Annotated in this window: 29 protein-coding genes and 1 pseudogene; 7 read left to right on the forward strand and 23 right to left on the reverse strand. The window is 45.2% G+C overall.

Annotated features, from left to right (window positions below; genetic code table 11):
- Nucleotides 1-208: 208 nt before the first annotated feature.
- The 18 genes from FC43_RS00935 to FC43_RS01020 form a co-directional block, all read right to left on the reverse strand.
- Nucleotides 209-667: an ArpU family phage packaging/lysis transcriptional regulator gene (locus FC43_RS00935; protein WP_056953408.1), complete on the reverse strand. Its 459-nt coding sequence runs from the start codon at nt 665-667 to the stop codon at nt 209-211.
- A 157-nt stretch (nt 668-824) separates the two neighbouring features.
- Complete coding sequence (locus FC43_RS00940; protein WP_056953409.1) at nt 825-1,037, reverse strand: hypothetical protein; 213 nt, start codon at nt 1,035-1,037, stop codon at nt 825-827.
- Nucleotides 1,034-1,210, reverse strand: coding sequence for a hypothetical protein (locus FC43_RS10970; RefSeq protein WP_156648216.1), 177 nt, complete (start codon nt 1,208-1,210; stop codon nt 1,034-1,036). The genes FC43_RS00940 and FC43_RS10970 overlap by 4 nt, the downstream gene beginning before the upstream one ends.
- Nucleotides 1,210-1,401: a hypothetical protein gene (locus FC43_RS00945; RefSeq protein WP_019251679.1), complete on the reverse strand. Its 192-nt coding sequence runs from the start codon at nt 1,399-1,401 to the stop codon at nt 1,210-1,212. Before FC43_RS00945 ends, FC43_RS10970 begins: the two co-directional genes overlap by 1 nt.
- A 1-nt stretch (nt 1,402) precedes the next feature.
- Nucleotides 1,403-1,699, reverse strand: coding sequence for a hypothetical protein (locus tag FC43_RS00950; RefSeq protein ID WP_056953411.1), 297 nt, complete (start codon nt 1,697-1,699; stop codon nt 1,403-1,405).
- Between the two features lie 221 nt (nt 1,700-1,920).
- Nucleotides 1,921-2,400 carry a hypothetical protein gene (locus FC43_RS00960; protein WP_056953413.1) on the reverse strand — a complete coding sequence of 160 codons (480 nt, stop codon included), beginning with the start codon at nt 2,398-2,400 and terminating at the stop codon, nt 1,921-1,923.
- A 74-nt stretch (nt 2,401-2,474) separates the two neighbouring features.
- On the reverse strand, nt 2,475-2,813 hold the full coding sequence (locus tag FC43_RS00965; RefSeq protein ID WP_056953415.1) for a VRR-NUC domain-containing protein: 339 nt from the start codon (nt 2,811-2,813) through the stop codon (nt 2,475-2,477).
- The gene (locus tag FC43_RS00970) at nt 2,800-2,997 is read right to left on the reverse strand and encodes a hypothetical protein (RefSeq protein ID WP_056953417.1); all 198 of its coding nucleotides are present in this window, start codon (nt 2,995-2,997) and stop codon (nt 2,800-2,802) included. The genes FC43_RS00965 and FC43_RS00970 overlap by 14 nt, the downstream gene beginning before the upstream one ends.
- Nucleotides 2,998-3,287: 290 nt before the next feature.
- Complete coding sequence (locus tag FC43_RS00975; RefSeq protein WP_056953419.1) at nt 3,288-5,612, reverse strand: phage/plasmid primase, P4 family; 2,325 nt, start codon at nt 5,610-5,612, stop codon at nt 3,288-3,290.
- Nucleotides 5,613-5,667: 55 nt separating this feature from the next.
- A complete protein-coding gene (locus tag FC43_RS00980; RefSeq protein ID WP_056953421.1) occupies nt 5,668-6,003 on the reverse strand; it encodes a hypothetical protein in 336 nt (111 codons plus the stop codon).
- Nucleotides 6,004-6,015: 12 nt separating this feature from the next.
- A complete protein-coding gene (locus FC43_RS00985; RefSeq protein ID WP_056953423.1) occupies nt 6,016-6,573 on the reverse strand; it encodes a DUF669 domain-containing protein in 558 nt (185 codons plus the stop codon).
- Between the two features lie 15 nt (nt 6,574-6,588).
- Complete coding sequence (locus tag FC43_RS00990; RefSeq protein WP_056953425.1) at nt 6,589-7,932, reverse strand: DEAD/DEAH box helicase family protein; 1,344 nt, start codon at nt 7,930-7,932, stop codon at nt 6,589-6,591.
- Nucleotides 7,925-8,602, reverse strand: a complete 678-nt coding sequence (locus tag FC43_RS00995) for an AAA family ATPase (protein WP_056953427.1) — start codon at nt 8,600-8,602, stop codon at nt 7,925-7,927. Before FC43_RS00995 ends, FC43_RS00990 begins: the two co-directional genes overlap by 8 nt.
- A gap of 36 nt (nt 8,603-8,638) precedes the next feature.
- A complete protein-coding gene (locus tag FC43_RS01000; protein WP_056953429.1) occupies nt 8,639-9,118 on the reverse strand; it encodes a siphovirus Gp157 family protein in 480 nt (159 codons plus the stop codon).
- Nucleotides 9,119-9,217: 99 nt separating this feature from the next.
- Nucleotides 9,218-9,463 carry a hypothetical protein gene (locus FC43_RS01005; protein ID WP_056953431.1) on the reverse strand — a complete coding sequence of 82 codons (246 nt, stop codon included), beginning with the start codon at nt 9,461-9,463 and terminating at the stop codon, nt 9,218-9,220.
- Between the two features lie 37 nt (nt 9,464-9,500).
- Nucleotides 9,501-9,710, reverse strand: coding sequence for a hypothetical protein (locus FC43_RS01010; protein ID WP_056953434.1), 210 nt, complete (start codon nt 9,708-9,710; stop codon nt 9,501-9,503).
- A gap of 83 nt (nt 9,711-9,793) precedes the next feature.
- Nucleotides 9,794-10,033 (reverse strand): hypothetical protein, encoded by a 240-nt coding sequence (locus tag FC43_RS01015; protein ID WP_056953436.1) that lies wholly within the window; start codon nt 10,031-10,033, stop codon nt 9,794-9,796.
- Nucleotides 10,034-10,074: 41 nt separating this feature from the next.
- Nucleotides 10,075-10,284, reverse strand: a complete 210-nt coding sequence (locus tag FC43_RS01020; RefSeq protein WP_056953438.1) for a helix-turn-helix domain-containing protein — start codon at nt 10,282-10,284, stop codon at nt 10,075-10,077.
- A gap of 165 nt (nt 10,285-10,449) precedes the next feature.
- Between FC43_RS01020 and FC43_RS01025 the strand changes: the two genes are divergently transcribed.
- From FC43_RS01025 to FC43_RS01035, 3 genes are read left to right on the forward strand one after another with little or no spacing between them, the layout of a single operon-like run.
- A complete protein-coding gene (locus tag FC43_RS01025) occupies nt 10,450-10,791 on the forward strand; it encodes a helix-turn-helix domain-containing protein (protein WP_056953440.1) in 342 nt (113 codons plus the stop codon).
- Nucleotides 10,792-10,800: 9 nt separating this feature from the next.
- Complete coding sequence (locus FC43_RS01030; RefSeq protein ID WP_056953441.1) at nt 10,801-11,262, forward strand: ImmA/IrrE family metallo-endopeptidase; 462 nt, start codon at nt 10,801-10,803, stop codon at nt 11,260-11,262.
- A 3-nt stretch (nt 11,263-11,265) separates the two neighbouring features.
- Nucleotides 11,266-12,027 (forward strand): hypothetical protein, encoded by a 762-nt coding sequence (locus tag FC43_RS01035; protein ID WP_056953443.1) that lies wholly within the window; start codon nt 11,266-11,268, stop codon nt 12,025-12,027.
- A 51-nt stretch (nt 12,028-12,078) separates the two neighbouring features.
- Here FC43_RS01035 and FC43_RS11330 read toward each other — a convergent pair.
- A pseudogene (locus FC43_RS11330) lies at nt 12,079-12,177 on the reverse strand (IS30 family transposase); the annotation flags it as partial.
- Nucleotides 12,178-12,262: 85 nt separating this feature from the next.
- Between FC43_RS11330 and FC43_RS10980 the strand changes: the two are divergent.
- From FC43_RS10980 to FC43_RS01055, 4 genes are all read left to right on the forward strand, one after another.
- Nucleotides 12,263-12,721 carry a hypothetical protein gene (locus tag FC43_RS10980; protein ID WP_056953445.1) on the forward strand — a complete coding sequence of 153 codons (459 nt, stop codon included), beginning with the start codon at nt 12,263-12,265 and terminating at the stop codon, nt 12,719-12,721.
- A gap of 56 nt (nt 12,722-12,777) precedes the next feature.
- A complete protein-coding gene (locus FC43_RS01045) occupies nt 12,778-13,200 on the forward strand; it encodes a hypothetical protein (protein WP_156648218.1) in 423 nt (140 codons plus the stop codon).
- 113 nt (nt 13,201-13,313) lie between these two features.
- Nucleotides 13,314-14,315, forward strand: a complete 1,002-nt coding sequence (locus FC43_RS01050) for an Abi family protein (RefSeq protein WP_056953449.1) — start codon at nt 13,314-13,316, stop codon at nt 14,313-14,315.
- Nucleotides 14,316-14,472: 157 nt separating this feature from the next.
- A complete protein-coding gene (locus FC43_RS01055) occupies nt 14,473-15,648 on the forward strand; it encodes a tyrosine-type recombinase/integrase (RefSeq protein WP_056953452.1) in 1,176 nt (391 codons plus the stop codon).
- Between the two features lie 106 nt (nt 15,649-15,754).
- Here the strand turns inward: FC43_RS01055 and FC43_RS01060 are convergent, their stop codons facing one another.
- The 4 genes from FC43_RS01060 to FC43_RS01075 form a co-directional block, all read right to left on the reverse strand.
- Complete coding sequence (locus FC43_RS01060) at nt 15,755-20,074, reverse strand: PolC-type DNA polymerase III (protein ID WP_056953453.1); 4,320 nt, start codon at nt 20,072-20,074, stop codon at nt 15,755-15,757.
- A 98-nt stretch (nt 20,075-20,172) separates the two neighbouring features.
- Nucleotides 20,173-21,900, reverse strand: coding sequence for a proline--tRNA ligase (locus tag FC43_RS01065; RefSeq protein WP_056953455.1), 1,728 nt, complete (start codon nt 21,898-21,900; stop codon nt 20,173-20,175).
- A 31-nt stretch (nt 21,901-21,931) separates the two neighbouring features.
- Entirely contained in the window at nt 21,932-23,203 is a 1,272-nt protein-coding gene (rseP, locus tag FC43_RS01070; protein ID WP_056953457.1) for an RIP metalloprotease RseP, read from the reverse strand.
- Nucleotides 23,204-23,215: 12 nt separating this feature from the next.
- A complete protein-coding gene (locus tag FC43_RS01075) occupies nt 23,216-24,004 on the reverse strand; it encodes a phosphatidate cytidylyltransferase (protein WP_056953459.1) in 789 nt (262 codons plus the stop codon).
- Between the last annotated feature and the right edge of the window lie 3 nt (nt 24,005-24,007).

A 24,007-nucleotide genomic window follows, 5' to 3' on the forward strand; every position in this document is an offset into this window, starting at 1 on the left:
AAAATTCATCTCCCAATATTATTTCACTATCATTCTATCAAAAAAGAGAGCTTAGCTGCTCTCTTTAATGAAATAATATTAGGTGTAGTTTAACGTCATCCCGGACAAATAATTTTGGGAGATTATTGTATGAACATCGAATTATTCGACAATATCATTATCACATTTTTATCAAGGATTGCTCATTCAACAATTGCCCATCAATTTATCATTCCTTATCTGGATAAACATGTAAGTCATCTATTTCAGTGTGAATACCATGCTTAACTAATTGAAATTCAAAACGATCAGCAAACTCACATAATGCTTTCTCTTGCTTTCGACTGTATGTTGATGAACTAATACTTAATTCCCTGGCAATGTTGTACGTCAACATCTGATCCGAATAACGGCTTAACAATATCCGTTGCGATTCCTTCGTCATATTCCGCATTGCACAGCCCACACAATCGACTACTTCTTCTGCCAGCCAAATATTCAACATTCGGCTTTCACTTCCATTGCCATGACTAGGTGCTTTAGGCATTCCGTCCATTCCAGGTGACTTCAAATCAAATCGTTGTTTCCCGGATAAAGCTAGATAGCGATCCAGCTTCTTTTCAAGAAACTCAGTAACCTTCCGTGCAGTTTTCAAACAATCTATATCTAAGTTCAAATCTGTTTGCATGATGTACCCCCGCTATCTGCTATAATAATTAAGGTTAATATTTTTGAGTAAGGACACATCAAGTGCGGTGGGTCCTTTTTATTATGGATTTTTCTTACCCATTAGGAACCCAACAATAAAAATAATCATCATTATTACTATTAAAAGAAACATTACCTCACCCCTGCAAATTCCGTCCACAATGCGGACAATAATTAAATGCCTCACTATCAACCTTAATTGGTACTTCTGTCTTAACTGATTGGTCTGGGGATACTTTAGTAACCATCAACTTCTTAAATGGAAAGCGACAATATTCACAGCAACCTTGACTAGGAATAAAGCCTTGTCCCTTAAATACAACTGTTTGGGCGTTAATTTTGATACTCATGATAATTCCTCCGCTTTGACATCGACCGGGACTGTAAAGAGTAGATTACCACTTAATTCCCGAATAGTTACGGTTTGGGTTAACTTATTATGTCCGATCACATAATATTTACTATTGTTATAATTAACTGTTTTGTTATTATTTTCGTGTTTGACCGCTTCTTCAAACGTCATTAAATATCACCCTCATTAAGAATTTGCCCAGAAGCCAGTGCTAAAGCCTCATCAGCTAATTGGTGAAGCTCCATAATACACCCACCATCAAATGCACACGGATCTGATTCGTCATAATAAACTTCGTCTAGTTCAGCCTGCTTCCTACGTAATTCAGCAAGTTTTTTATTGAATTCTTCTTTAGTTGGCATTTCATCTACCTCCAGTTTTCCCTTGCGATACATGTTTTAATTCTCTAATCAAAGTTTTCTTGTTAATCTCACTACATTGCGGTTCACCCCTACGAGCATTCACAAAACGCATCATATCTTGAGGGTGTTCCTCAAGAAAGTGTTGATAATTCTTCATGCATTCTTTGCATAAATCAATTGGACAATAATAGCTGTCTATATAATCATCGTTGACGTGCATATCTATCCAAAAATCGCCATTAGCTACGGTACCACAGACATCACAAATGTATTGAGTTTCAGTTACTTGTGTTTTCATTACTTCCACCTCTTCGGCTCTCTAGCTTTCTTTCGCCACCACTGTGATCGTAGCTAGTGTGATCATGCTCAGCCATCATGTGACGTGCTCTTGCGATCTGCCGCTTCCTGGTCCGCTTGATCGGCTTAATACGCTTGTATCCGTTCAAAGCTGCATGCCAGTCTTTACGTAGCTTAGGGGAATTTCTGAATATGACCGTAATGGATGGAGCAGCTAGCATACTAATCATCCTTGACCTCCTCAACATTTGAACGGATAAGCTCTCTAAACCATGGGATTGCCTTAAAGCGTAAGTCGTTGCATAATTGATCCAATTCTGAGCGAGTAAACTCTTGTTTCAAACTATGATTTGGCGCACAGGCAAAAACGTGGCCATGAATGTTATTTTCGCAAGTCAGATATTGTGGACCGTTGTCAGATTTAAATCCGCGTAGAGGAACACGGTACTTAGGTTCATCTTCGCGTTCGTCTAACGGTGTTTCAGCATAGGTTAATAATAGCTGGCTAAGCTTAGCAAGTTCGCGCAACGTTAGTTTCACCTCTGAAAGGTTTAATTTCACATCATCCAATTCAGTAAAGTCTTTGCCTATGCAAATATTGAATTTCATATTTTTAGTAGAAATTACAATCATATCGTAGTCGTTCATATAAAAGATAAATCCAGCGTCATTTAACTTATTAATTAATTCACTTGTTTTCATCAATATCCTCCGGTTTCACATCCTGCGGTACCGTAAACATCGGGTTGCTATTGTCTTCGTGTTCTACCGCTATCTTAAAATCCATATCCCACCAATCCTTCCTCCACAATTTTGATTGCGTCCTCAGGGGTCCGGGCAATCCCATGGATCACCCCGCGCCGGGCGAGAAAATCGTGGAACTTAATCTGATCTGGGCGGGGTCGGCCCGTCTCGGTCTTAACCTCGATGTAAAATACCTGATGATCAGACCAGCGGAAGCCATACAAATCAGGGTGGCCTTTGGGAACGCCAGTCTGGAAAAACCGGCCATCCGGTAAGCGGACCTGGCCCGCGTTAACCCGGAACACTGTGCATTGATTGGCTGACAGGGCGACGCGGATAGCGCTTTGCACTTGATGCTCAGGCTGGGTCATTATTAAAAACCTCCACCCGCGTTACCGCCTTTGTATTCACCAGCATTTGATGTTTGTCTTCAAAAATGTTATTTCGTGCGACAATATGCAGCCACCCGCCTTCAATTAATTTCGATGCAACTTCTTCAATGTCATTATCGACACGGATTGATTGTCCGTTGTCGAAATAGATAATACTTGCCATTAAAATCCTCCATTCGCCCACCCCTGACCCGTTAAAACCACAAAATATGACGCTTATGAATGACAGAACTGGCATCACTTAATCCCTTGGCGCCCAAGGGATTGGCGCCAACATGACGTTTGATGACACTTTTTTTGCGTAACCCTTTATATATATACTTATTTTCTATTTTCTTTATTACTTTTAGTAAAAAGATCTGTCATATATAGGTAAATGGACGCTGAACCCTTTGGGGCGTAAAGCTCAAGGCTACTTCATCATCCGTCATCAAACACCTCAGTTCCGTCATCCTACAACTTGTTGAAATTAAGTCGCTGATCTGGACTGATTTTTAGACCATAGAAAAATCGACCGTAAGTTAACCTTTTGTACCTATACTTCTTCTTCATCTCACGACTAAACTTTTGCTTGCTCATCAGATACTCGTTAGACTCAAGCGCCCATTCCTTGTATTTATTAAACAGATCGCCAGCTGGAGCGGTATAGTTGGTGCCAACTTCGCAGTTTTCGGCAACAAACAGTTCCAGTACGTCCATTTCAGTACGGTATTCTTCACGTTCGTTCATAATCGCTTGCGGAGGTTCCAAGCCTTCGCGCTGCCAGTACAACGCCCCTTGGACAATCCAGTTTAGGATTCCGGCACTTTCTCGCTCCAACTTATACTTAAGATCTTTGTCGACGTCTTCTTTAGCGACTTGGTGCTTAAACGGGATTAAAATCAGCCGTCGCCAGATCCCATCATCAGTCCCACGAATCAGTGGCTTATGGTTAGTCGCCATCCACAACTTAAATTGGGGTTCAAACTCAAATTCTTTCCCATACAGGTGGCGAGCGACCATCCGGTCCCCACCGCTCATCTGCTTAACCAAACTCTCATTCAACCGACTGCCTTCGTCTGATTCGCTGGAAATTACCATCCGGGCACCTTCTAAACGAGCCACGTCTGAATTAGCCGCACCACTACTACTGCGTTTAACCATGATCGTTTCGGCGTTCATCTGCTTGGCATAGGATCCTAGCACGTCAGCGATCGTGTTGATAAAGATTGACTTCCCATTCCGCCCGTTACCGTACAGGATGAACATTACCTGTTCTTTGGTCGATCCGGTCGCAGAATACCCCACTGCTTTGTGGATGTAGTGGATCAGTTCTTCGTTGCCTTCAAACGTTTCTTGCAAGAACGCTTCCCATTCCGGGGCGTCAATCGATTCGGTGTACTCAGCTTCGGCCTGACGAGAAAACATCTTCTCCCGATCGTGGTCGTGTAGTACGCCAGAACTGAGATCAACGTACCCGGAAACGGTATTTAACAGCATTTGTTCCTTGTCGAAATCACCGTGCTGGACCGCAACATGGTGCTGCACTTCGTCGAGCATATTTTTCTTCGACTTATTGCTACGGGACTTCTTTTTAAACTGCTCCCACTTTTTCAAGTAGTCTTCTTTGTCACTTTTGACCTCCGGTGGAATTTTGACTTTTTCATCTTCCATCGCCATGATCGTCAAATCGCCTAACTGCTCTACTTGACCCCGTTTGTCCTGCTCCCAATAGGAACCGTTGTAAACGAACCAAGTCTTATCAATGTAGGAATATTTAACGATCTTGCCAAAATTATCCAAGAACCGCTGGGCGTTACCCATATCGTCCCAGGAACAAGGTTGCTTAGGCTTCTCCTTGTGCTTATCAAGAAAACTTAAGTCATAGTTAAAAGTCGGTTTATCACGGGGGCTAAAGACGTTCTGCGTTTCGGCAATGGCTTTATTAAGCAAGCCAATCCCGTACGTCGTTTGCCCGTGCTTCTCATCATATTTAGACCGCATCAGACTGGATATGCGAAAGATCCGGTCCATCTGCCCGAAGTCACGGCCAGTCCAGAAGGCTAGGTCATTAGCAAAGGCTAAATCTGCTTCCGATTGCGAACTGTAGAACGGTTCCCAGCCGCCTTCCATGAAAAACCGGAACCGTTGCCCGTTTGATGACCGTTCCGCTCGCTGGATCACTTCATCATCGCTAAGATTATTCGTTAATGTTAGTGGCTGCTGGCGTTCGGGAAATTCAACGACTTTCTCACCTTGGAAATAGTGGTCATAGAGCTGTTGCATCTCGTCGTCATTCAACGATTGGATCCCTCTCTCATCGTGGACGACGTGCCCGGTGAGGGCGAAGAAACGGCCTGATTGATAAATTTCAAAGTTACCTTTTCGCCGTCGCTTGCCGGGTAATTTTCCTTTGAAGATTGCGTGGATTCCTTCGCCAGACATTGAAATTTCCATATAAGTGTCTTTAGTTAGCTCCTGGGCCTTATTGATGAAATTTTCCGGATCGGAATCACCGGCCGCCACTTTTTCTAGTTCATCGGCCACATGGTCAATATCCAAGCCAACGTAGCCATTGGCAAAGTAGAAAGCTAAACCGTCAGCATTTGGATACTTGTCCAGCGCTCGCAACGCTGTGTCAAAATCAGACCAAGTGGATTGGTCATTTGACTTACCCGGGCCGCCTGTCCATGGGTCAACGGGGATCTTGTTGTACTTCCCCCGCGCTTCGACCCATTCACGGTGAAAACAGCCCCATTGGGTTAATTTCTTTAATTCGTTTGGAATTTTCTCGTACATCGCTCAACTCCTTAATGGGCCTCTCACCCATTCGGTGAACCGGACACTGCCGTAGTTACCAGGGCTCTAAATATTGCTTGTAGAATACATACCCAACTTCATTATCTTTATTATTTTGTAAAGACCATATCTTTAAGATTTCATACTCTGGTGTAGCTTTATCTGACAGCAGACGCGGAGAAGTAAATCTTTCATCGAACCACTTAAAAAGCGATATTTTCCCATTGTTTGGTTGCCAATCCATTTCTGCCACGCCATAGCAGAACGTCCGTTTATACTCACAAGTAACTTGCGGTTCACCACCAAATAGTGCGACTTGAAGATTGTCCACATAGTATCCCTTAGGACAAGCTTCTTTCAGTTTGTTAATTTGTTGTTGGATAGTTTGCATCTTGTATCCCTCTTAGAATGGCACGTTTTCGACCGGTTGCGGTTGTCCTGCAAACGGCATTGCCCCATTGCTTGGCGTCGACTGGTTTGCAGGCGCCATCCCCTTCTTCCATTGGTGAGCCACTTGTGGGAACTTTGATGGTTGCCAGTCCCATGGTGCTGGCCGGTTAACTTTAGTCGTCGTCCCGTTATAAGTATTGTCAGTCACCTTAATGTGCATCCGCACCGGCTTCCCCTGCATGATGGCAAAGAAATCTTCCATCGTATTAATCGGCGTACCTTCCGGAATTCCAGCAGCCTTTAAGAAATACATCAAGTTATTGTTGTCGTACTGTTGGGTTTCCCGCCGCTTCCATTCATCGACCCAGAGGTGTTGATTGTGATACTTACCATTCGTTTCCGGTAAGGCTTGGTCTAAGTCATTTCGGACAATCAGATCAAAGTGCAATGATTCTGAGCCGCCCTTCGTCGCTTGTTCTTGGACGTCTTCAATCACAAATTCGTAATCGCCTTCTGGCAACGGACCGTAAGAGTTGCTGGTGTTTGAGTAATCAGTAGTTAAAAATGGCATAATTTAAATTCCTTTCTATTTTGCCCAGCCGCGTGCTTTCATTTGGTACCACACCCAGCCAGGTTTGTATCCCTTGGCTTTGGCATATTCCCGTAGTTCAGCTGGCGTGCTGAGTTCGCTTGGTTTCTTAGTGACTAAATAGTTAACACGAGTTGGCTGGAAATTTTTAAGTTCTACCAGCTCGGCTTGCTTCTCGATTTTGATTGACTGTTTTTCAACTTCGATTTTGCGCCCACAGATTGGACACTTAGTACAGCTTGCTGGGATTACGGCATAGCATTCCATGCAAGTTCGGACTGCTGGGCCAGAACTATCACCATGGCCACGTTTTTTCTTGATCCGGTCTTCCAGCGTCCACTCCCGATCGGCATTCGGTAGACCAAAGCGTTCGAAGTTTGAGACCTGGTCAATGATGATCGCCTGCTTGTGTGGACGATACCGCATCGACCGCATCGCTTGTTGAATATACAAGACCAATGATTGAGTTGGCCGCAGCATGACCACGCAAGCGCAATCTGGCACGTTAAAGCCTTCTGATACCAGGTCCACATTGCATAGCACTTTGATCTTTCCGGCTTTAAAATCACTCATAATCTGTTCGCGTTCTTTGGCTGGTGTGTGACTATCAGCATGGACAGCGGCAATGCCGGCATCGCAAAACGCTTGAGCGATTTTTTCGCTGAACCAAATTGCATGACAATAGATGATTGTTTTTTGCCCTTGGGCCTTGTCCTGCCAAGTTTTAACGACATCACCATAAATGATCCGCTTCGCAAATTCGTCCATCGATGAACTAGTAAAATCACCAGTCGATGATCGTTTCAGCATGCTTTGATCAGCTTGGTAGCCATACATCGTGAATGGTGCCAGGTAATGATGATCAATCAGCCATGGCACGGTTGGTCCCTCGATCAGATCGTCGTAAACATCTTTAAAACCTTTGCCTGACAATCGCCATGGCGTCGCCGTAAATCCTAACCGTGGCACATCATGGTAGTAGTCGTAAATAGTCCGATAAGTTTTAGCTAAAGCGTGGTGCGTTTCGTCAGTAATGATTAGGGAGGGGCGAGGCAGTTTACCTAACCGATTTTTAATTCGCCCAACTGTCATAATTGTAGTGTGCTTAAGGTCGATCCCGTCTTGCTGGAAAGTTTCGCGGATTTGGTCCACCAATTCTTTCCGGTGCACGGTAAACATGACATGACCACCCTTAGCAACCACTAGCCGGGCAATCTCCGCGATTACTACCGACTTTCCCGATCCCGCTGGGCTGACTAGCAACACCGATTGATGACCAGCCGCCATTGACTGCCGAGCCCGATTAATCAGGTCTAATTGGTAAGGATACGGATTAAACACTATCCTCACCTTCAAACTTAAATAGATCTTCTACTTTGCAGACCTTGCGATGATCAAGACGGTTCTTGGCATACATGCTATTGTCACCTTCAAGTACGATGTATCGTGACCCATCTTCCGCTTTGACAATTAGTCGGCCCACAACATCGCATAGCCCCATAACCACATTGCGGACAGAATCTCTTAAATCTGGGCTAAATTGGTTAAATTGTTGTCCGCTGGGAAGAATAATAGAAGTGGTAGATTCCCATGCCGTTACATATACGTTAAGCGGCATGTCAAAGATCCACTCAATAAAACGAAGAAAATAGTTTTTCCATTGTGCAAAGTGCTGAATTTCATTGCTAATCCCGTTTTTGCTTTCTCGTCCCCGTTCTTGCAACCAGATATTGCTAAAGTTAGAGATATCATCAAGAACTAGATTGTCGTACTGGGACGGATCAAAACTACGAGTCCATTCTTCTAAGTCTTCGATCGGTGTTCGTGCATTAACTTGCCACGCTCCAGCAACCTTTCCGGCCAAAACTTTATATGATTTCGAAAATGCGAGGACATACGTTTTACCGCTTAGGTTAGCGGCAATTGAGGTCTTACCTCTCCCTTGCTGACCATAAATCAGAATTCGCCAATCTCCATACCTACTTAACTTTTCTACATCCACTGATGGCATTTGATCACCTCGCTAATTTTCATCGCGTTCTTCCAATCATTTGATCACCACTGATCGGTTATCTTTTAGGTGCGCCCCAGGCACGGTTTCACCGGACTTGAGGGCCTTATAGATACCCGCTTTATCGCCTACGACTTCGGTTTTTGTTACCTTGTAGTCATCCGGTAAGCTGTCAAAATCATCAATTACCGTGGACGCCTTGAAGTTCCGGACGCTCAGCAGGTGATTGTCGGTTTCGACCTTTTTGATCCCGGCATTGTCTAACTCAGTCGTTAGGTATTGCTTCAGCCATTGGGCCCGTTGCAGGTCTGCCTTGGCGGATTCGTTCCAGTCCTTAGCCTTAGCTTTCTTACGTTCAGCACTGGACCGGAGTTCGTCGATCACACTGGCAATTCCGTCAGTTTTGATTTCGATCTCGTCTTTGATCGCATCTAACGTATCGACGACTGCTTGTGGGTCTAGGTCTTCACGTTCCAGCAGCTCTTTATAGGCATTGCTTAATTCGTATAATTTCACTTTTGCCACCCCATTACTTTGTTTAACTCGTCACCCCAGTAATCCAGGCGGCGGAAATACTCGCCACACTGGTCCAAGGTGATCCGTGGTGCCCGGCTCTTAATTAAGTGGATTTGCCGCCGGATTGTCAGAATCTGCTCGTCCATAGTGTTGCACCGCCTCCTGTTCAAACTGTTTGGCCATCACAACCAATTCTTCGGCTTGGACTTTAAAGTCGTGGGCCAACTTAAAGTATTCTTCCGCCGTCATCGTGCTAACGTGGGCCCGATCGAGTTTGGCACTCATCAGGACCGCTTTATATGCCAACAGGCGCCGCAAACGGCTTTCGTTTTCGTTCAATTGCATGGTATAATCACCTCGTAGATTGTTTATTTGAAGGATCCTAGTGGCCGCTAGGGTCCTTTTCTTTTTCCGGGCCGAAGAAGCCAAGCTTTTCAGCCCAGGGACTGAGTACATAAGCCAGATCAAATCCCATCAAGGGACACCAGGCAAAGATCGCCAGGATTCCCCAAATGGTGGTGTGGCCCATCATCCACGCCCAGGTAAGTTCGGCTCCCAACGCCGTATAGAGTGCTGCTTTAATTGGTTTCATTGTTGTTCTCCTCATCAATCGTTTTTAAGGTTTTTCGGATCACTTCACGTTCCAGAGCGTAAAGTAATTAAGAATACCATTGTCTATTCCTCCTCCCTAAGGTGTGGATCCAGCAGTTTCTTTCGCCGTTTCTCCGACATAAATCGGAGAAATGCTTGCCATTTATCCTCATCAACAAACGTCCGCTTACCAGTCGGGCAGATAATAGCATCTCGATATTCGGGATAAGTTCGGCATTCATCTGCCCAGGCATAAAACGTCTTGTCCTTAATGCCATAATCGACGCAAATTTCTGAAACCGCCTTCCACGAATTCGCCATCATGGTCATCACCTCCCAAGTTGTTCTTTTCGCAACTTAAGTTGTTAAGAAAAATCGCTAACTTGCATGTGTAAAGCTTTTGCAATTAACGATGCTTCGGAATAGTAAAAATCTTTGCCATTAATACGATTGAGCTTCTGATTAAAGGTACTTCGGTTAACCTTAATCAGGTCAGCCAACTCAGCTTGGGTCTTTCCCTGGCGTTTCATTTCTACCATTAATCCATAATATGGTTCGGCTTTTTCCCTAACCACAGTCTCACCCCTTTCGTCTTGTTGCGTAATCGCAACTTGATTACGTGTATTATAGTACCCCCTTCAAGTTGCGGTGTCAACAACTTATGTTGGATTTTTCCAAAAAATGTTGCTAAAAAGCAACGAAAACACTATAATAAAGGCATATGCAAGGGGTGAAAAATTATGTCTTTAGGCACGAAAATAAAAGAGCTAAGAACCGAACACAAGCTAACATTAGAGGAAATGGCCAATCAATTGAATGCCAAGAATCCTAGCTCTAACTTCAATAAAGGACGCCTGTCTAAGTGGGAACACGATACGGATGAACCACGTCTCTCTTCATTAAAACAGGTTGCTGATTTATTTGATGTCAGCATTGATTATTTCTTCGATGGTAAAGAGTCTAGTAAGGAAGAAAATGAAGCTGCTGATGTTATTGCCGCTCATATTGACGATGACACACCAGAATCAGAGCGTGAGCAAATCATCAATTTTATCGAGAACCTGAAAAAGGCTCGGAAGTAAGGCGATAGTATGAATAATTTTGAAGCGTTGGCAGCTTCTCGGCCTCAACTCAACATTATTATCAGCAAAGAAATGCCGAAGTCACTGGGCGGCTTGACCTTTATCCGCGACATTTATATCAACCATAATCGAAGCGACAGAGAAAAATACGAGATTTTGCAGGAAGAGTTAGCCCACTATGACTACACTGTGGGCGATATTTCTTCTTATTCTTCTGAAGCAGATAGAAAGCAGGAAGCTCTGGCCCGGTCAAAGGCAATGGAACGATCGGTCACGCTTAAAGGGCTAATCCACTGTTACTTTAACCACGTGTGGTCGTTAGAGGAAGTTGCGGATTACTTTGGCGTTACTGAGAAGTACGTTCAGCAAGCTATCCAGAATTACCGCAATAAGTATGGCCTGGTTTTCCGTTACAATGGCTACTATTTTGACCTGCGGAACGCAATCAATATCAGTAAAGTGAAGGAGTAAGCCATGGGATTATTTAATTTATTTCGTCATCGCAAAAAAGGTTCATCAGATACAGCTAAAAATGAACTCGAAAAACGTTATAAGGATAAGGGTTATAATACAATTCCTTATATAGAAAATAACGATGCAGATTTCGTGATTAGCCACAGTGAATTAAATGTTGGTGTTCCGAAACAGTATATGGAGCCTATCAATTTTGGCGATTTTTCATTATTGCGCGGAGAAATTATTGCCTTATGGTGGCTTAACAATCCACGCACGAATAAAAGCCGTACTCCAAAATATTTTTCGAGAGATTATGGAATTAATTTAACTGACTCCTTAGATAAACTAGAGAAACTCAATCTTATAGACAGCAATAAAAAATTAACGCCCAAAGGACTTAGTTTATTAAAATCACAAAATCAGATCGTTATGGAACATCGAGCCGTTAAAAGTTATTTTTCAGATGGATCTATTCATTATGATTTTAGCAAACTATTAAAAGGTGAAGAAAAGAAAAAAGCTATGTTAAACGATCGTCTTTATTGGTTTGATAGGTCTTTGAAAAATGGGATCAATAATGGTTACAGATTTTATAAATGGCAGGCAATGAAAAATTGCTGCGATAAATGTAAAAAGGCTAGTTTGAAAGATAACGGATACGGACCTGGAATTTATGATTACAAGCAAGCGAAAGCATTAAGAAACATTATTCATTACGATTGTCGATGCTCATTATCTGAAACTTGGGTTGACGGGCAAAATAACAATCTAATTAAATAACAGGCTGAATAAATTAGTCAGGAGATTCATTACCCGAAATGTCAATTTAAGTTAGAAAGAAAGTAGTTGCTCATCGGTGACATGCTTCATGAATACCTCGTAAGGTGTTTGATAGCCCAACGACTTGCGGGGAATATTGTTCCGGTGGCTGGACCTTTTCCGGAGATGGCTACACGGCCACCGTTGGAGACGACGGAAGCATTTCACATAACTGATTTTTGGGGGAGTAAACAAAATGAAAAAGTTAGGTTTAATCTGTGTCACCCTGCTAGTTGGGCTGTCATTGTCAGCCTGCAATAACCTGGCGTCACAGCAGTCACATAAAGCAAGTAGTAGTTCATCTACCAAGGTAGTTAAGCACCACCACAAGAAGCGTCACCAAAAGTCCCAGAGCTCGTCCGTATCTTCATCTAGTTCTACTAGTCAGACCAATCAGCAATCCCAGAGTCAGTCGTCGAGCGTCCAATCCACCCAATCTAGTGAGAGCTCGCAACCGGCCGCATGGAGTAGTCAACAGCAGACTCGTAATCAAGCCGCCCAAAATGGTGGCCCCACTACCGAGGACCAGGCCCGTGCGATGCTTGGCGGTGCTAATGGTGACCTGCAGGCAACGAGAACTTCCAACGGGTGGACCTTTTCCGGAGATGGCTACACGGCTACTGTCGGGGACGATGGGAGCATCTCGCATAACTAAAGCATCCCCCGCTGGGGCAAGGGATGGATATAAATTATTTATTGGAGGCAATTATAGTGAAAAAAGAAGTTAAAGTTATAGCAATTCCAGATGATACAAGAATTATCATTAACTATGGATATGAAGATGATGTAGATAGAGACGATTTGCCCTTTGGTAGTGAACCAAAGTATGCAAAAGTTGGTCAACAAATAGTTGTAGAATCGAAAGGCATGGAGTTGACTGACCCCGATACAAATGAACCACTAGGTAGTTATAACCCTCCAATTGATTACTTAGAAATCACTGATGTTCGTGATAAGTATTCAATTGCTAGAAAGAAAGTATCAAAAAGCCTTAACTCTTCCAGTGTCCCTCCTCTTATCAAAGAGGCCTCATCGCCAAAATTTAAAAACTTAAATGTAAATAACTCAGATGTAAAAAATATCAAGCCTGATCAAGTTATTTCAGTGGGAGATATTGTTGAATTTGTTGATTAACAAGTTGACTAAAAATAGACTATACGGTACTATAAAGGTGTCTGAGATGGGTTTCCTAGATGAGACCTGCGAAAAAGAGCCTTTCTACTGTATAGTGGGGAGGCTCTTTTTGCATGTCTAAAAATTTTAAGCATCCGTATAAATCTTTCGATGAGCAAATAGCAATTTTAAAAAGTCGCGGTGTGGAAATAAACGATTACGAATTTGCTAAAAATGCTTTAATGACATTTCCATACTACTCTATTATTAATGGCTACAAAGATATGTTCTTGAAGCAAAAAGAACCCGATATATATCGAACGGGAACTTCTTTCGAAATGTTATATCAAGTTCATTGGATTGATGTTCAAGTTAGCAATATTATTTTTAAATACTCACTAGCAGTAGAAGAACGGCTAAAAGCCCTTGTTTCAAATATAGTAGCTCGAAACTTTTCTATCGATGAAGAAAAGTACTTAGATAAAAGAAATTACAGTAAAATAAGAGCGCAACGTGGCAAAATCAGCGATTTTATGAATGCAATTGAAGATGCTAAGCAAAGCAGCAAGATCGCCCAACACTATATAGATGAAGAAGGCAATTTACCACCATGGATAGCGGCAGAAGTTATTAGCTTTGGCTCTATGGTAAATTGGTATTCCACCTTATCGATTAACGAAAAGAAAGAAGTTGTAAACATTTTCCTTCAAAGAATGCCAAAGCATGAGAATGTTACAACTGACGATAAACTGCAATTCTGCAAAATTTGTTTAGAACAAGTTTATAGATTTAGAAATCTCTCGGCCCATGGTAATAGAACCTTTAAGTTGCGGCTTAAGGAATCTGACACACAAAAAATACGTTTTTTAAAGGAGTTCTCAATTTCGTTTCTTTATAAAACTAAGAACGGGGAAGAATTACCCCGTAATGGGCTTTTTTCAATTATAGTTAGTATTATTGTACTTCTAGACGATCAATATCTTATATCTACTATGATCGATGAGCTGGAATCAGTTGTTAATACTTATGGGAATCAAAACCTTTTTAACGGTAAAAGCATCTACGATTTATTTGAAGTTGATAAAGATTTTATTTCAAGACTGCAGGAATTTATGAACATGAAATTTCCTTCATAGAAAATGATTTTATGTCCAAACCCTGATGACGTAAAAAGCTGGTAAATGAAAAAAGCCCATCCCCTACTGGCATAGGAGATGGGCCGAGGGTTGATAAAGCATTGGTCTACGCTATCAACCCTTTCATTATACACAATTAAATAATGGAGGGACAACTATGTGGATAGAAAAACGTTCCGTGCATGGTAAAACCCGTTACTGTTTCATTGAACGGTACAAATCATCATTGACCGGTCATTATCGCCGAGTATCTGTGACATACGGTAAGAAGACCCCACAAGTGGTTAAAGCGGCCACCAGGGAGTTGGAGGAGAAGATTCAGAAGGCCCTCGCAGAAGAAGGTCGCGCTGTTCGTAAAATCACCATGCAAGAACTGGAAACCAAGTTTCTGGATGACTACGAAAAACAGGTCCGATATAACACCTATCACAACGGCGAAATTTTTCTCGATGAGTTTGTTAAAGCCTGTGGACCAAGTACGCGTCCAAGTGCCATTACAACTGTGTGGTTAAACCGTTACTTTAACGATCAGCTATACCGCGATAAACTTCCTCTAACCAATGGGACAGTTAAATCGAAGAAGAGCGCTATTAATCTGCTTTTCAATTATGCTGTCAGTTTCGGCTTTCTCAGCGAGAACCCTATGGATAAGGTCAGGATAACGTGGAAGGACGAGACCGCCCGGCGCCGGGATGAGATTGAAAATAAATATCTCACCATAGATGAATACCACAGTATTATTAATGATTGCATTGATCGTAATATGCAGTACTACGCTGATGCTTTTCAGTTACAATTCTTAACTGGAATACGGTTCGGTGAATTGTCTGGTCTGCAAGTGAACGACATAATCAAAGAAAATGGCAAAGTCTACCTAAGAATCGATGGCACAATGATCTGGAAAAAGAAGCCTTATCGACATTTTCTTTCTCATGAACCTAAGACGTTCGCTGGTTTAAGAACCATCACCCTTTCCCCTATTGCTGCTAATATAGTTGAGCAACACGCACGAGGAAAAGATGAGAACGCCCTACTGTTTGCCATCAATCAGACGGCAATCACATATGATCAACAGAAGCCTCTTAATGTTAACAACGCCAATCAATATCTGAAGCGAGCTGTTGAACGACAAAAGATCGATAAAAACGTTACTACTCACTACTTTCGCCACACTCATGTTTCTGTCCTGGCAGATATGGATGTTCCACTACGAGTAATCCAGAAACGCGTTGGTCACGCTAAAGGTGATATAACAACACAAATCTATATGCACGTCACTAAACAAGCCCAAGATGACTTTGAAAATCAGATTGGTAAAATTGATAAACTTTAAAATCAAAAAAGCGGTGCTGAAATCAATCAGCACCGCTTAATTTTTGCCCATTTTGTGCCCATTTGAGGGCTTACAAAATCGAAGTATTAATTTTATTATCATCTAATTACAGATCAGAGAACAGATCAAGCTGGTTACTATCTGGAAGCCCGTCCAAAACGTGGTTTACCGTCATGAACTCAATTAAGGTCTTAGAAACCTTCCCCCGCTCTGCCAAGTCTTCCTTGGACAAGAAGGGCCGTTCTTCGCGCGCCGCAACAATCTGCTTGGCCACGTTCAGCCCCAACCCCGGGATCGCCCGGAACGGAGCAATCAGGGTGTTGCCGTCAATCAACCAATCGCTGGCGTCGGAACGTTCCAAGTCGACCATTTTGAATTCAAAGCCGCGTTCCAGCATTTCGTTGGCCAATTCGAGGATCGTCATCAGGTTCTTTTCCTTGGCCGAGGCCTCGTTGCCCTTGTCGTTGATTTCCTTAATCGCGGCTTTGACGGCGTTTTTGCCGTGGGCCATGGCAACGACATCGAAATCGTCGGCCCGGACCGAGAAGAAGGCCGCGTAGTAGGTCAGCGGGAAATAAACCTTAAAGTAAGCAATCCGCAACGCCATTAAGACATAGGCCGCGGCGTGGGCCCGCGGGAACATGTACTTAATCTTTAAACATGAATCCAAGTACCATTGGGGCACGCCGACTTCTAACATCTTGGATTGCCACTCATCAGGAATCCCCCGCCCTTTACGCACGTGTTCCATCACTTGGAACGAGGTTTCCGAATCTAACCCGTAGTGAATCAAGTCGGTCATGATGTTGTCCCGGCACCCAATCACGTTGGCAATTGTCGCCGTGCCTTGCTTAATCAGCTCTTGGGCGTTATCCAACCACACCCCGGTCCCGTGGGAAAGCCCCGAAATTTGCAACAATTGGGAATAATTCTTCGGGTGGGTATCTTCTAACATTCCCCGTACAAAGCGGGTCCCGAATTCAGGCAGGCCCAGGGTCCCGGTCTTCGAATTGATCTGTTCTTCGGTTACCCCAAGGGCTTCGGGACTGGAGAACAGACTCATCACCCCTTCATCATCCATTGGTATCGTCGTTGGGTCAATCCCCGACAAATCTTGTAACGCCCGAATCATCGTTGGGTCATCATGCCCCAAAATGTCCATTTTCAAAAGGTTATCGTGAATGGAGTGGAAATCAAAGTGGGTCGTTTCCCACGCCGCCGTTTGGTCATCAGCCGGGTATTGAACCGGGGTAAAGTCATAAATTTCCTTGTCATCAGGGACGATAATAATCCCGGCTGGGTGTTGCCCCGTTGTCCGTTTGACCCCGGTTGCGCCTTTGGCCAACCGGTCCTCTTCCGCCCCGCGGAACTGCTGATCAGTATCGCGTTCATAAGCTTTAACGTACCCATAGGCCGTTTTATCGGCGACCGTCCCGATCGTCCCGGCCCGGAAAACGTTTTTCTCCCCAAACAAGACCTTCATGTAGTTGTGGGCGATTGGTTGGTAGTCCCCAGAGAAATTCAAGTCAATATCCGGGACCTTGTTACCCTTAAACCCTAAGAACGTTTGGAAGGGAATATCGTGACCATCCTTGACCATCAACGTGCCACACTCGGGACACGGCTTATCTGGCAAGTCAAAGCCTGAACTGTATTCCCCCTTCGTGTAGAAGTGGCTGTACTGGCAGTTGGGGCAACGATAGTGCGGCGGCAACGGATTAACTTCCGTAATCCCCGACAATGTCGCCACCACACTGGAGCCCACCGAGCCCCGGGACCCCACTAAATAGCCATCCTTATTAGATTTAGCCACTAACCGTTGCGCGATCAAGTAGTGCACGGCAAACCCGTTCGAAACAATACTGTTCAATTCCAAGTTCACCCGGTCCTTGACCAGTTCCGGCAGTGGATCACCGTACCAAGCTTTGGCCGTGGCCCAGGTCCGATCCTGAATTTCTTGGTCCGCCCCCGCCATGTGCGGCGCATACAGCTTATCTTGGACCGGATGCAAGTCGCCAATTTGATCAGCAATCAAGTGGGTATTGGTAACCACGATTTGCTTGGCCACTTCCGGCCCCAAGAAGGCAAATTCCGCCAACATTTCGTCCGTCGTCCGGAAGTGCACGTCCGGCCGCTCAGTCTTATTTAAGAAGTTCGCGCCCCCCTGGGAGTTAATCAAAATCTTGCGGTAAATCTTATCCTCCGGATTTAAGTAGTGCACATCCCCGGTTGCCACCACGGGCTTGTTTACTTTTTCCCCCAACTTAACCATATTTTTAATGATTGATTCCAAATGGGCTTGGTCTTGGATCACCCCTTGCTCTAGCAAAGGCGCATAATTTGGCTTGGGTTGAACCTCAATAAAATCGTAAAAATCAACCAACCGCTTAGCTTCAGCGTAACCCTTTTGCATCATCGCGGTAAAGACTTCACCACTGGCACAGGCCGTTCCCAGCAGTAACCCTTCCCGGTAATGCGCCAAAACGCTCCGCGGAATCCGCGGGACCCGCGCAAAGTACTTAACGTTACTCAACGAAACCAACTTATACAGGTTCTTCATTCCCGCTTGGGTTTGGGCCAAAATCGTCACGTGGAAGGGCCGGGCATGCCGGTAAGCCCCATTGTCGGTCATATGTTGATTTAAATCATCAACGTATTTGATGGCATAACGTTGCTCAGCCTCTTTCAAGAACAAGTGCAGTAACTTCCCCGTTGCTTCCGAGTCAAAGTTGGCCAGGTGGTGGTGTTCCAAGGCAATTTTAAACTTTTTGCTCAGGGTATTTAACCGGTAACCGCGCAAATTAGGGTACAAGAAGCGCGCCAAGGGCAAAGTATCAATGACCGGTGCTTCAATCGGGGCCTTGCCATGACGTTCGTAACCTGCGTTCATAAAGCCCAAGTCAAAGGAAACATTGTGACCGGCAATAATTGCATCGGCACAAAAATCACGGAACAATTGGAAGACTTCTTCTTCCGACTTGGACCCGCGGACCATATCGTCCGTGATACTGGTTAATTCCGTGGTTTGTTGGGACAACGGGAAGCCCGGATCGATGAATTCGTCAAACCGGTCCAGCACTTCGCCATCTTTCATTTTTACCGCGGACAGCTGAATGACCTTGTCATAAACGGCTGACAGACCCGTGGTTTCTACGTCGAAAATCACGTAAGTTTGTCCTTGCAGAGGCTGGTGATTTTCGTTGTACACCAGTGGCACCCCATCGTCGACTACGTTGGCTTCGACCCCGTACAGCATTTTAATTTTGCCCGCGGCTTTAAAGGCTTCGGGAAAGGCCTGGACATCGGCATGATCCGTAATGGCCAGTGCCGGCATTCCCCACTTAACGGCTTGCTTGGCGTAGTCCGTAATGGAATTAGTAGCATCCATCTGGCTCATTGTCGAGTGAACGTGGAGTTCAATTCGTTTTTCATCCGCGGGCGCTTGATCCTGGCGGGCGGGGTGCGAAATTTGATTGATGTCATACGCATTCAGCGTCAGATCTTTCATGTAATTGTCCTCTTGGACTGACCCCCGAACCCGGATCCAATCGCCTTCATTTAAGCCTTCAAATTGCGCTTCTTCCTCTTGGTTGCGGGAGAATTTTTTAACCACGATCGACGAAGTGTAATCCGTGACTTCCAGCACCATCAGCTGGCGGCCAGAACGCAAGTCACGAATTTCCTTGGAAAAGACATACCCTTCCACGACCACACTGCGCTCTTCTTCCACAATCTCTTGCATCGCGATCACTTCAGCTTGCGGATTGATTGATTTGCCAATTACGACTGGTCCGTCTTGCGGCGCCGCAGCTTGGGCAGCAGCCTGCTTGGCTTGGTTGGCTTGCAGTTGCGCCAACGCTTTTTTCACCAGCGCAGCATCCTGAGCTTCTTGTTTTTGCTTTACTAAATCAATTTGGGCTTGGGATTTGGCTTCGTCAACCACACCGCGGAAAGTAAACGTCGGAAACCCAACCCGTTGGTAGGCCCTTGCTAACGGTCCAAAGAATTTGTTTTCCATGAAAACTTTAATCTGTTCGTTTTCCAGCGGTACTTGAACTTGCTGGCCCACCAAATGGGGTTCCGTCTGTTCAGCTAATTCAACCGCCATTCCAGCTTGGCCAAAGGTTTGTTGCACCAAGGGCCGCCAGTAGGCAACTAACAAGTCCTGCGTTAAAGGTGCTTCATCAGCGGTAATTTGTAGGGCCACTTGTGCTTGCGCCAATTGATAAAATGAAACCCGTAACGCTTGAAACAATCCCTGGTATACTTCCGCCGGCAAGAGGTGCGGAAAATGCAAGGTTAACTCCCAGACCCGCGATTTTTGGTGAACAATCACTGCCGCGACTTGCCCCTTCATCAGGGCCGGAGCGGAGTAATTAATCTGTTCAAGTAATTTGGTAAATTTTTCTTGCGGACTTAATGCCACGTTGTTCCCTCCTTAACCGAAAAGAAAACGACGCCAACAAATCATTTGCGGCCGCCCACCGGCAGCTGCTGGATTTATCAGCGACGTTTCAACTGCAATTAAGCTTGTTGCAAGTTGTTTTGCAACAGAATTTGAATGGTATTGACTAATTCTTCAACCTTGACTTCGATGGTTTCACCAGTCTTGCGAATTTTGACTTCCACAATTCCTTCCGTGGCCTTTTTCCCAACCGTTACCCGAATTGGCAGCCCAATCAAGTCGGAATCGGCAAACTTGACCCCCGGCCGTTCCTTGCGATCATCCAATAAGACTTCCAGGTTGGCTACTTCCAGTTGCGCCGTCACTTCATCCGCGACCCGCATTTGATCCGCGTTCTTAGCGTTAATTGGAATTACATGGACGTCAAACGGAGCAATGCTGTCCGGCCAAACCAACCCGTTTTCATCGGCTTGTTGTTCAGCTACCGCCGACAGTAACCGCGTGATCCCGATCCCGTAGGACCCCATGATCACATCCACCAGCCGGCCGTTTTGATCCAGAACTTGGGCGCCCATCTGCTTGGAGTAGTGCGTCCCCAGTTTAAAGATATGGCCAATTTCAATCCCCTTGGTAAACTTTAGTGGCAAACCATCCGGGGCAATTTCGCCTTCTTGTACCAAGCGGAAATCGCCAAATGCATCCACCCGGAAGTCCCGGTCTAAATTGGCATTGATGTAGTGGTAGCCGTCGTCATTGGCACCACAAGCCATGTTTACCAAAACCTTGACGTATTCGTCAGCCAAGATCTTAACTTCTTGACCCACTCCCACCGGTCCTAAAGAACCCGGGTGAGCCCCTAAGTATTGTTCGGCTTCTTCTTCAGTTGCAAAGGTTAATTCCAAACAATCCAAGGCATTCTTCAACTTCGTTTCGTTGACTTCATCGTTGCCCCGCATCAAGACCATCACTGGTTGAACCGTCTCATCAGCCATTTTGGCCATAAACAACATCGACTTCAGAATCTGACTGCTTGGCATCCCCAGGCTTTCGCCAGCTTCATCCACTGAGTGTGCCCCGGGGGTGGCCACCTTCGTCAATTCGGCCGGGGTCCCTTCTTGTTGTACCCCGGTAAATTGACTCGTCGCCTTTTCAATGTTGGCCGCATAATCACCATCCGTATAAACGATGATATCTTCACCAACGGCCGCTGGCGCAGAAAATTCCTGTGAATTTTTGCCCCCCATGGTCCCGGAATCCGCCAAAATGACCTTGTAGTCCAAGCCAATCCGGTCAAAAATATTGCGGTAAGCAACTGCTTGCTTATCGTAGGCGGCATCTAATCCCGCCTGGTCGGCTGAGAAGGAGTACCCGTCTAACATTTCGAATTCCTTCCCGCGCAACACCCCAAACCGCGGCCGGTCTTCATCCCGGTACTTATCTTGCATTTGGTATAAGACCAGTGGCAACTTCTTGTACGATTTGATCGAATCCCGCATCAAGGCCGTAAACGTTTCTTCGTGGGTCGGGCCCATGATAAAGTCCCGGTCCCGCCGGTCCTTTAATTTGTATAAGTTGGCCCCATAGCTTTCGTAACGACCAGATTCTTTCCAAAGGTCCGCCGGTAAGAGGCCCGGCATCATCATTTCAACCGCACCGGCATTAGCCATTTCTTCGCGAATAATGTTTTCGATTTTGCGAATCACGCGGTAAGCCAGGGGCAAGTATGCCCACACCCCCGCGGAAACCTGGTAAACATACCCCGCCCGCACCATCATCTGATGACTGAGCGCTTCTGCATCGCTTGGCGCTTCCTTTTTAGTTGGAATTAAAATTTGTGATTGTTTCATGCGTAAAGTACTCCTTTGTACCAATTAATTTTTAGTGAATGAAGTAGCGTTGAATATCGTTAAAAGTTACCAGGATCATCAACAACAACAGGAAGAAAAAGCCCGCCATTGAAACAATGGCCTCAGCTTTTTCGGGAATCGGCCGGCGAATGATTGCTTCAATGATATTGAGCAACAACTTTCCCCCATCAAGAGCGGGAATCGGTAATAAGTTTACAATCCCCAGGTTAATTGACAACAGGGCCAAGAAATTCAAGACCCCATTGAACCCCAAGGCCGTGGCTTGTGAAGTTCCCGCATAAATTGCCACGGGACCACCCAAATCGTTTAACGAAAAGCCATGGGTCACCATGTGCCCGAGGATCGTAAAAATCAACGTTCCCGCAGTGATAAACTGGTGCCACCCGTAATTTAGCCGTGCGGCAATGGAGTGATCCAGTCGTTCACTGATGCCAATTTGGCCAACCGTCTGCTTGCCTTGCCGAACCTTTTTAGGCGTTGCCGTAGTTGTTTTAAGCTTGCCTTGATGGCGATATTGCAAAGTTACCTTTTGCCCCGGATGGTTGGCAATTTGCGTTGCCAACGCCTCCCAGTCTTTCGTGGGGTGACTATTCACCGCGACAATCCGATCCCCGGCGACCAGACCCGCACGCGCTGCCGGCGAACCAGCCGCAACTTGCCCTAACTGGTTGCTGTTGGTGGGAATGCCGGCCAGGGTAAACCCGAGCACCACAAAGGCCACCAACGACAATAAAAAGTTATTAAAGGCCCCGGCAAAGTTGGTCATCATCCGCGCAGGCAAAGGCGCGGAATTTACCCAGGTGTCCCGCGGGGCGATTCGGACCGTGGTCCCCCCTTTTTCGACCAATTCGGCATCGTGATCAACCGCATAAGTTTGTTCAGTTGTTTCGTCACCGTTAACATAGCCTTTAATCGTTAAAGTATCCACCAAATCAAAGGCCGTCACTTGCAGCGGCAAACCGGTAAATAAGCCGGGCTGTTGACTGGTATTAATCTTAACCACTTGCCCGGCTTCGTTTAATTCCAAGGTCACCGGCATACCAACCCGCAATTCTTCTTCATCTTCCTCACTGCCAGCCAGTCGTACGTATCCCCCTAAGGGTAAGCAACGAAGCGTATAGGTCGTGCCATTTACTTGGCGCCACCATAGCTTGGGCCCCATCCCAATTGCAAATTCACGCACCAAAATGCCGGCCCGCTTAGCAAAAAAGTAGTGACCAAATTCATGGACCAACACCAACAACCCAAAAACAATAATGAAGACGATAATTGTTAAAAGCAAAGTGTCACCCCTTTAGATAATCCCCAAAAGGTATAAAGCTGGCATAACTACCAACATGCTGTCAAAACGATCCAAGATCCCCCCATGACCTGGCAAAATCTTGCCGGAATCCTTAACGCCATAGTAGCGCTTCAACGCCGATTCAATTAAATCACCCAGCTGGCCAAACACTGACAAGACGACCGTCACCAGCAACATCAACCAGAAATTAAGGTGTCCGACGGGGAAGAAATGCAAGTAAACCGCTAAAATAACGGTCGCAGCCACCGTCCCTAAAATGGAACCTTCCCAAGTCTTATTGGGACTTACCCTTGGCGCCAACTTGTGTTTACCAAACTGGCGGCCAAATAAATACGCCCCGGAATCAGTCAGCCACACGATCAGCATCCCATACAGCAAGGTCCAAAAGCCCGCGGCCCGGGCGGTAATAAAGGCATTAAAGCCCATCCCAATGTAGATAATGGCCAGGGTTAACACCCCGGCATCATCAAAACTAAAGCGGGTCTTATGAAAGACCGTGTGCAACAACAATAACATCAATAAAATGTAAACCGTCGTTAACCGGTTTAATTGGCTCGGCAAAAAGGCCAAGTAGCCAGCCGGCACAATCATCAAAATGACCGCCAAATACGACACAATCGCCGCAAACGAGGTCACAAAGATTTTCTTCATAATCAAGACTTCACTGACTGCGACTACCCCTAACACCATTGCCGCAAAGGTCAATGGCAAGTGGCCAATGATAATCAGTGGAATAAATATTGCCAATGCAATCACCGCGGTTATTACCCGTGTCTTCATTCT

This window comes from Limosilactobacillus ingluviei DSM 15946 (genome assembly GCF_001435775.1).
Taxonomy (GTDB): Bacteria; Bacillota; Bacilli; order Lactobacillales; family Lactobacillaceae; genus Limosilactobacillus; species Limosilactobacillus ingluviei.

Excerpts from the sequence above, each read along its gene's own strand:
- FC43_RS00935 (WP_056953408.1), bottom strand. The coding sequence starts at position 667 with ATGCAAACAGATTTGAACTTAGATATAGATTGTTTGAAAACTGCACGG.
- FC43_RS00940 (WP_056953409.1), bottom strand. The coding sequence starts at position 1,037 with ATGAGTATCAAAATTAACGCCCAAACAGTTGTATTTAAGGGACAAGGC.
- FC43_RS10970 (WP_156648216.1), bottom strand. The coding sequence starts at position 1,210 with ATGACGTTTGAAGAAGCGGTCAAACACGAAAATAATAACAAAACAGTT.
- FC43_RS00945 (WP_019251679.1), bottom strand. The coding sequence starts at position 1,401 with ATGCCAACTAAAGAAGAATTCAATAAAAAACTTGCTGAATTACGTAGG.
- FC43_RS00950 (WP_056953411.1), bottom strand. The coding sequence starts at position 1,699 with ATGAAAACACAAGTAACTGAAACTCAATACATTTGTGATGTCTGTGGT.
- FC43_RS00960 (WP_056953413.1), bottom strand. The coding sequence starts at position 2,400 with ATGAAAACAAGTGAATTAATTAATAAGTTAAATGACGCTGGATTTATC.
- FC43_RS00965 (WP_056953415.1), bottom strand. The coding sequence starts at position 2,813 with ATGACCCAGCCTGAGCATCAAGTGCAAAGCGCTATCCGCGTCGCCCTG.
- FC43_RS00970 (WP_056953417.1), bottom strand. The coding sequence starts at position 2,997 with ATGGCAAGTATTATCTATTTCGACAACGGACAATCAATCCGTGTCGAT.
- FC43_RS00975 (WP_056953419.1), bottom strand. The coding sequence starts at position 5,612 with ATGTACGAGAAAATTCCAAACGAATTAAAGAAATTAACCCAATGGGGC.
- FC43_RS00980 (WP_056953421.1), bottom strand. The coding sequence starts at position 6,003 with ATGCAAACTATCCAACAACAAATTAACAAACTGAAAGAAGCTTGTCCT.
- FC43_RS00985 (WP_056953423.1), bottom strand. The coding sequence starts at position 6,573 with ATGCCATTTTTAACTACTGATTACTCAAACACCAGCAACTCTTACGGT.
- FC43_RS00995 (WP_056953427.1), bottom strand. The coding sequence starts at position 8,602 with ATGCCATCAGTGGATGTAGAAAAGTTAAGTAGGTATGGAGATTGGCGA.
- FC43_RS01005 (WP_056953431.1), bottom strand. The coding sequence starts at position 9,463 with ATGCAATTGAACGAAAACGAAAGCCGTTTGCGGCGCCTGTTGGCATAT.
- FC43_RS01010 (WP_056953434.1), bottom strand. The coding sequence starts at position 9,710 with ATGAAACCAATTAAAGCAGCACTCTATACGGCGTTGGGAGCCGAACTT.
- FC43_RS01015 (WP_056953436.1), bottom strand. The coding sequence starts at position 10,033 with ATGATGGCGAATTCGTGGAAGGCGGTTTCAGAAATTTGCGTCGATTAT.
- FC43_RS01025 (WP_056953440.1), top strand. The coding sequence starts at position 10,450 with ATGTCTTTAGGCACGAAAATAAAAGAGCTAAGAACCGAACACAAGCTA.
- FC43_RS01030 (WP_056953441.1), top strand. The coding sequence starts at position 10,801 with ATGAATAATTTTGAAGCGTTGGCAGCTTCTCGGCCTCAACTCAACATT.
- FC43_RS01035 (WP_056953443.1), top strand. The coding sequence starts at position 11,266 with ATGGGATTATTTAATTTATTTCGTCATCGCAAAAAAGGTTCATCAGAT.
- FC43_RS10980 (WP_056953445.1), top strand. The coding sequence starts at position 12,263 with ATGAAAAAGTTAGGTTTAATCTGTGTCACCCTGCTAGTTGGGCTGTCA.
- FC43_RS01050 (WP_056953449.1), top strand. The coding sequence starts at position 13,314 with ATGTCTAAAAATTTTAAGCATCCGTATAAATCTTTCGATGAGCAAATA.
- FC43_RS01055 (WP_056953452.1), top strand. The coding sequence starts at position 14,473 with ATGTGGATAGAAAAACGTTCCGTGCATGGTAAAACCCGTTACTGTTTC.
- FC43_RS01065 (WP_056953455.1), bottom strand. The coding sequence starts at position 21,900 with ATGAAACAATCACAAATTTTAATTCCAACTAAAAAGGAAGCGCCAAGC.
- FC43_RS01075 (WP_056953459.1), bottom strand. The coding sequence starts at position 24,004 with ATGAAGACACGGGTAATAACCGCGGTGATTGCATTGGCAATATTTATT.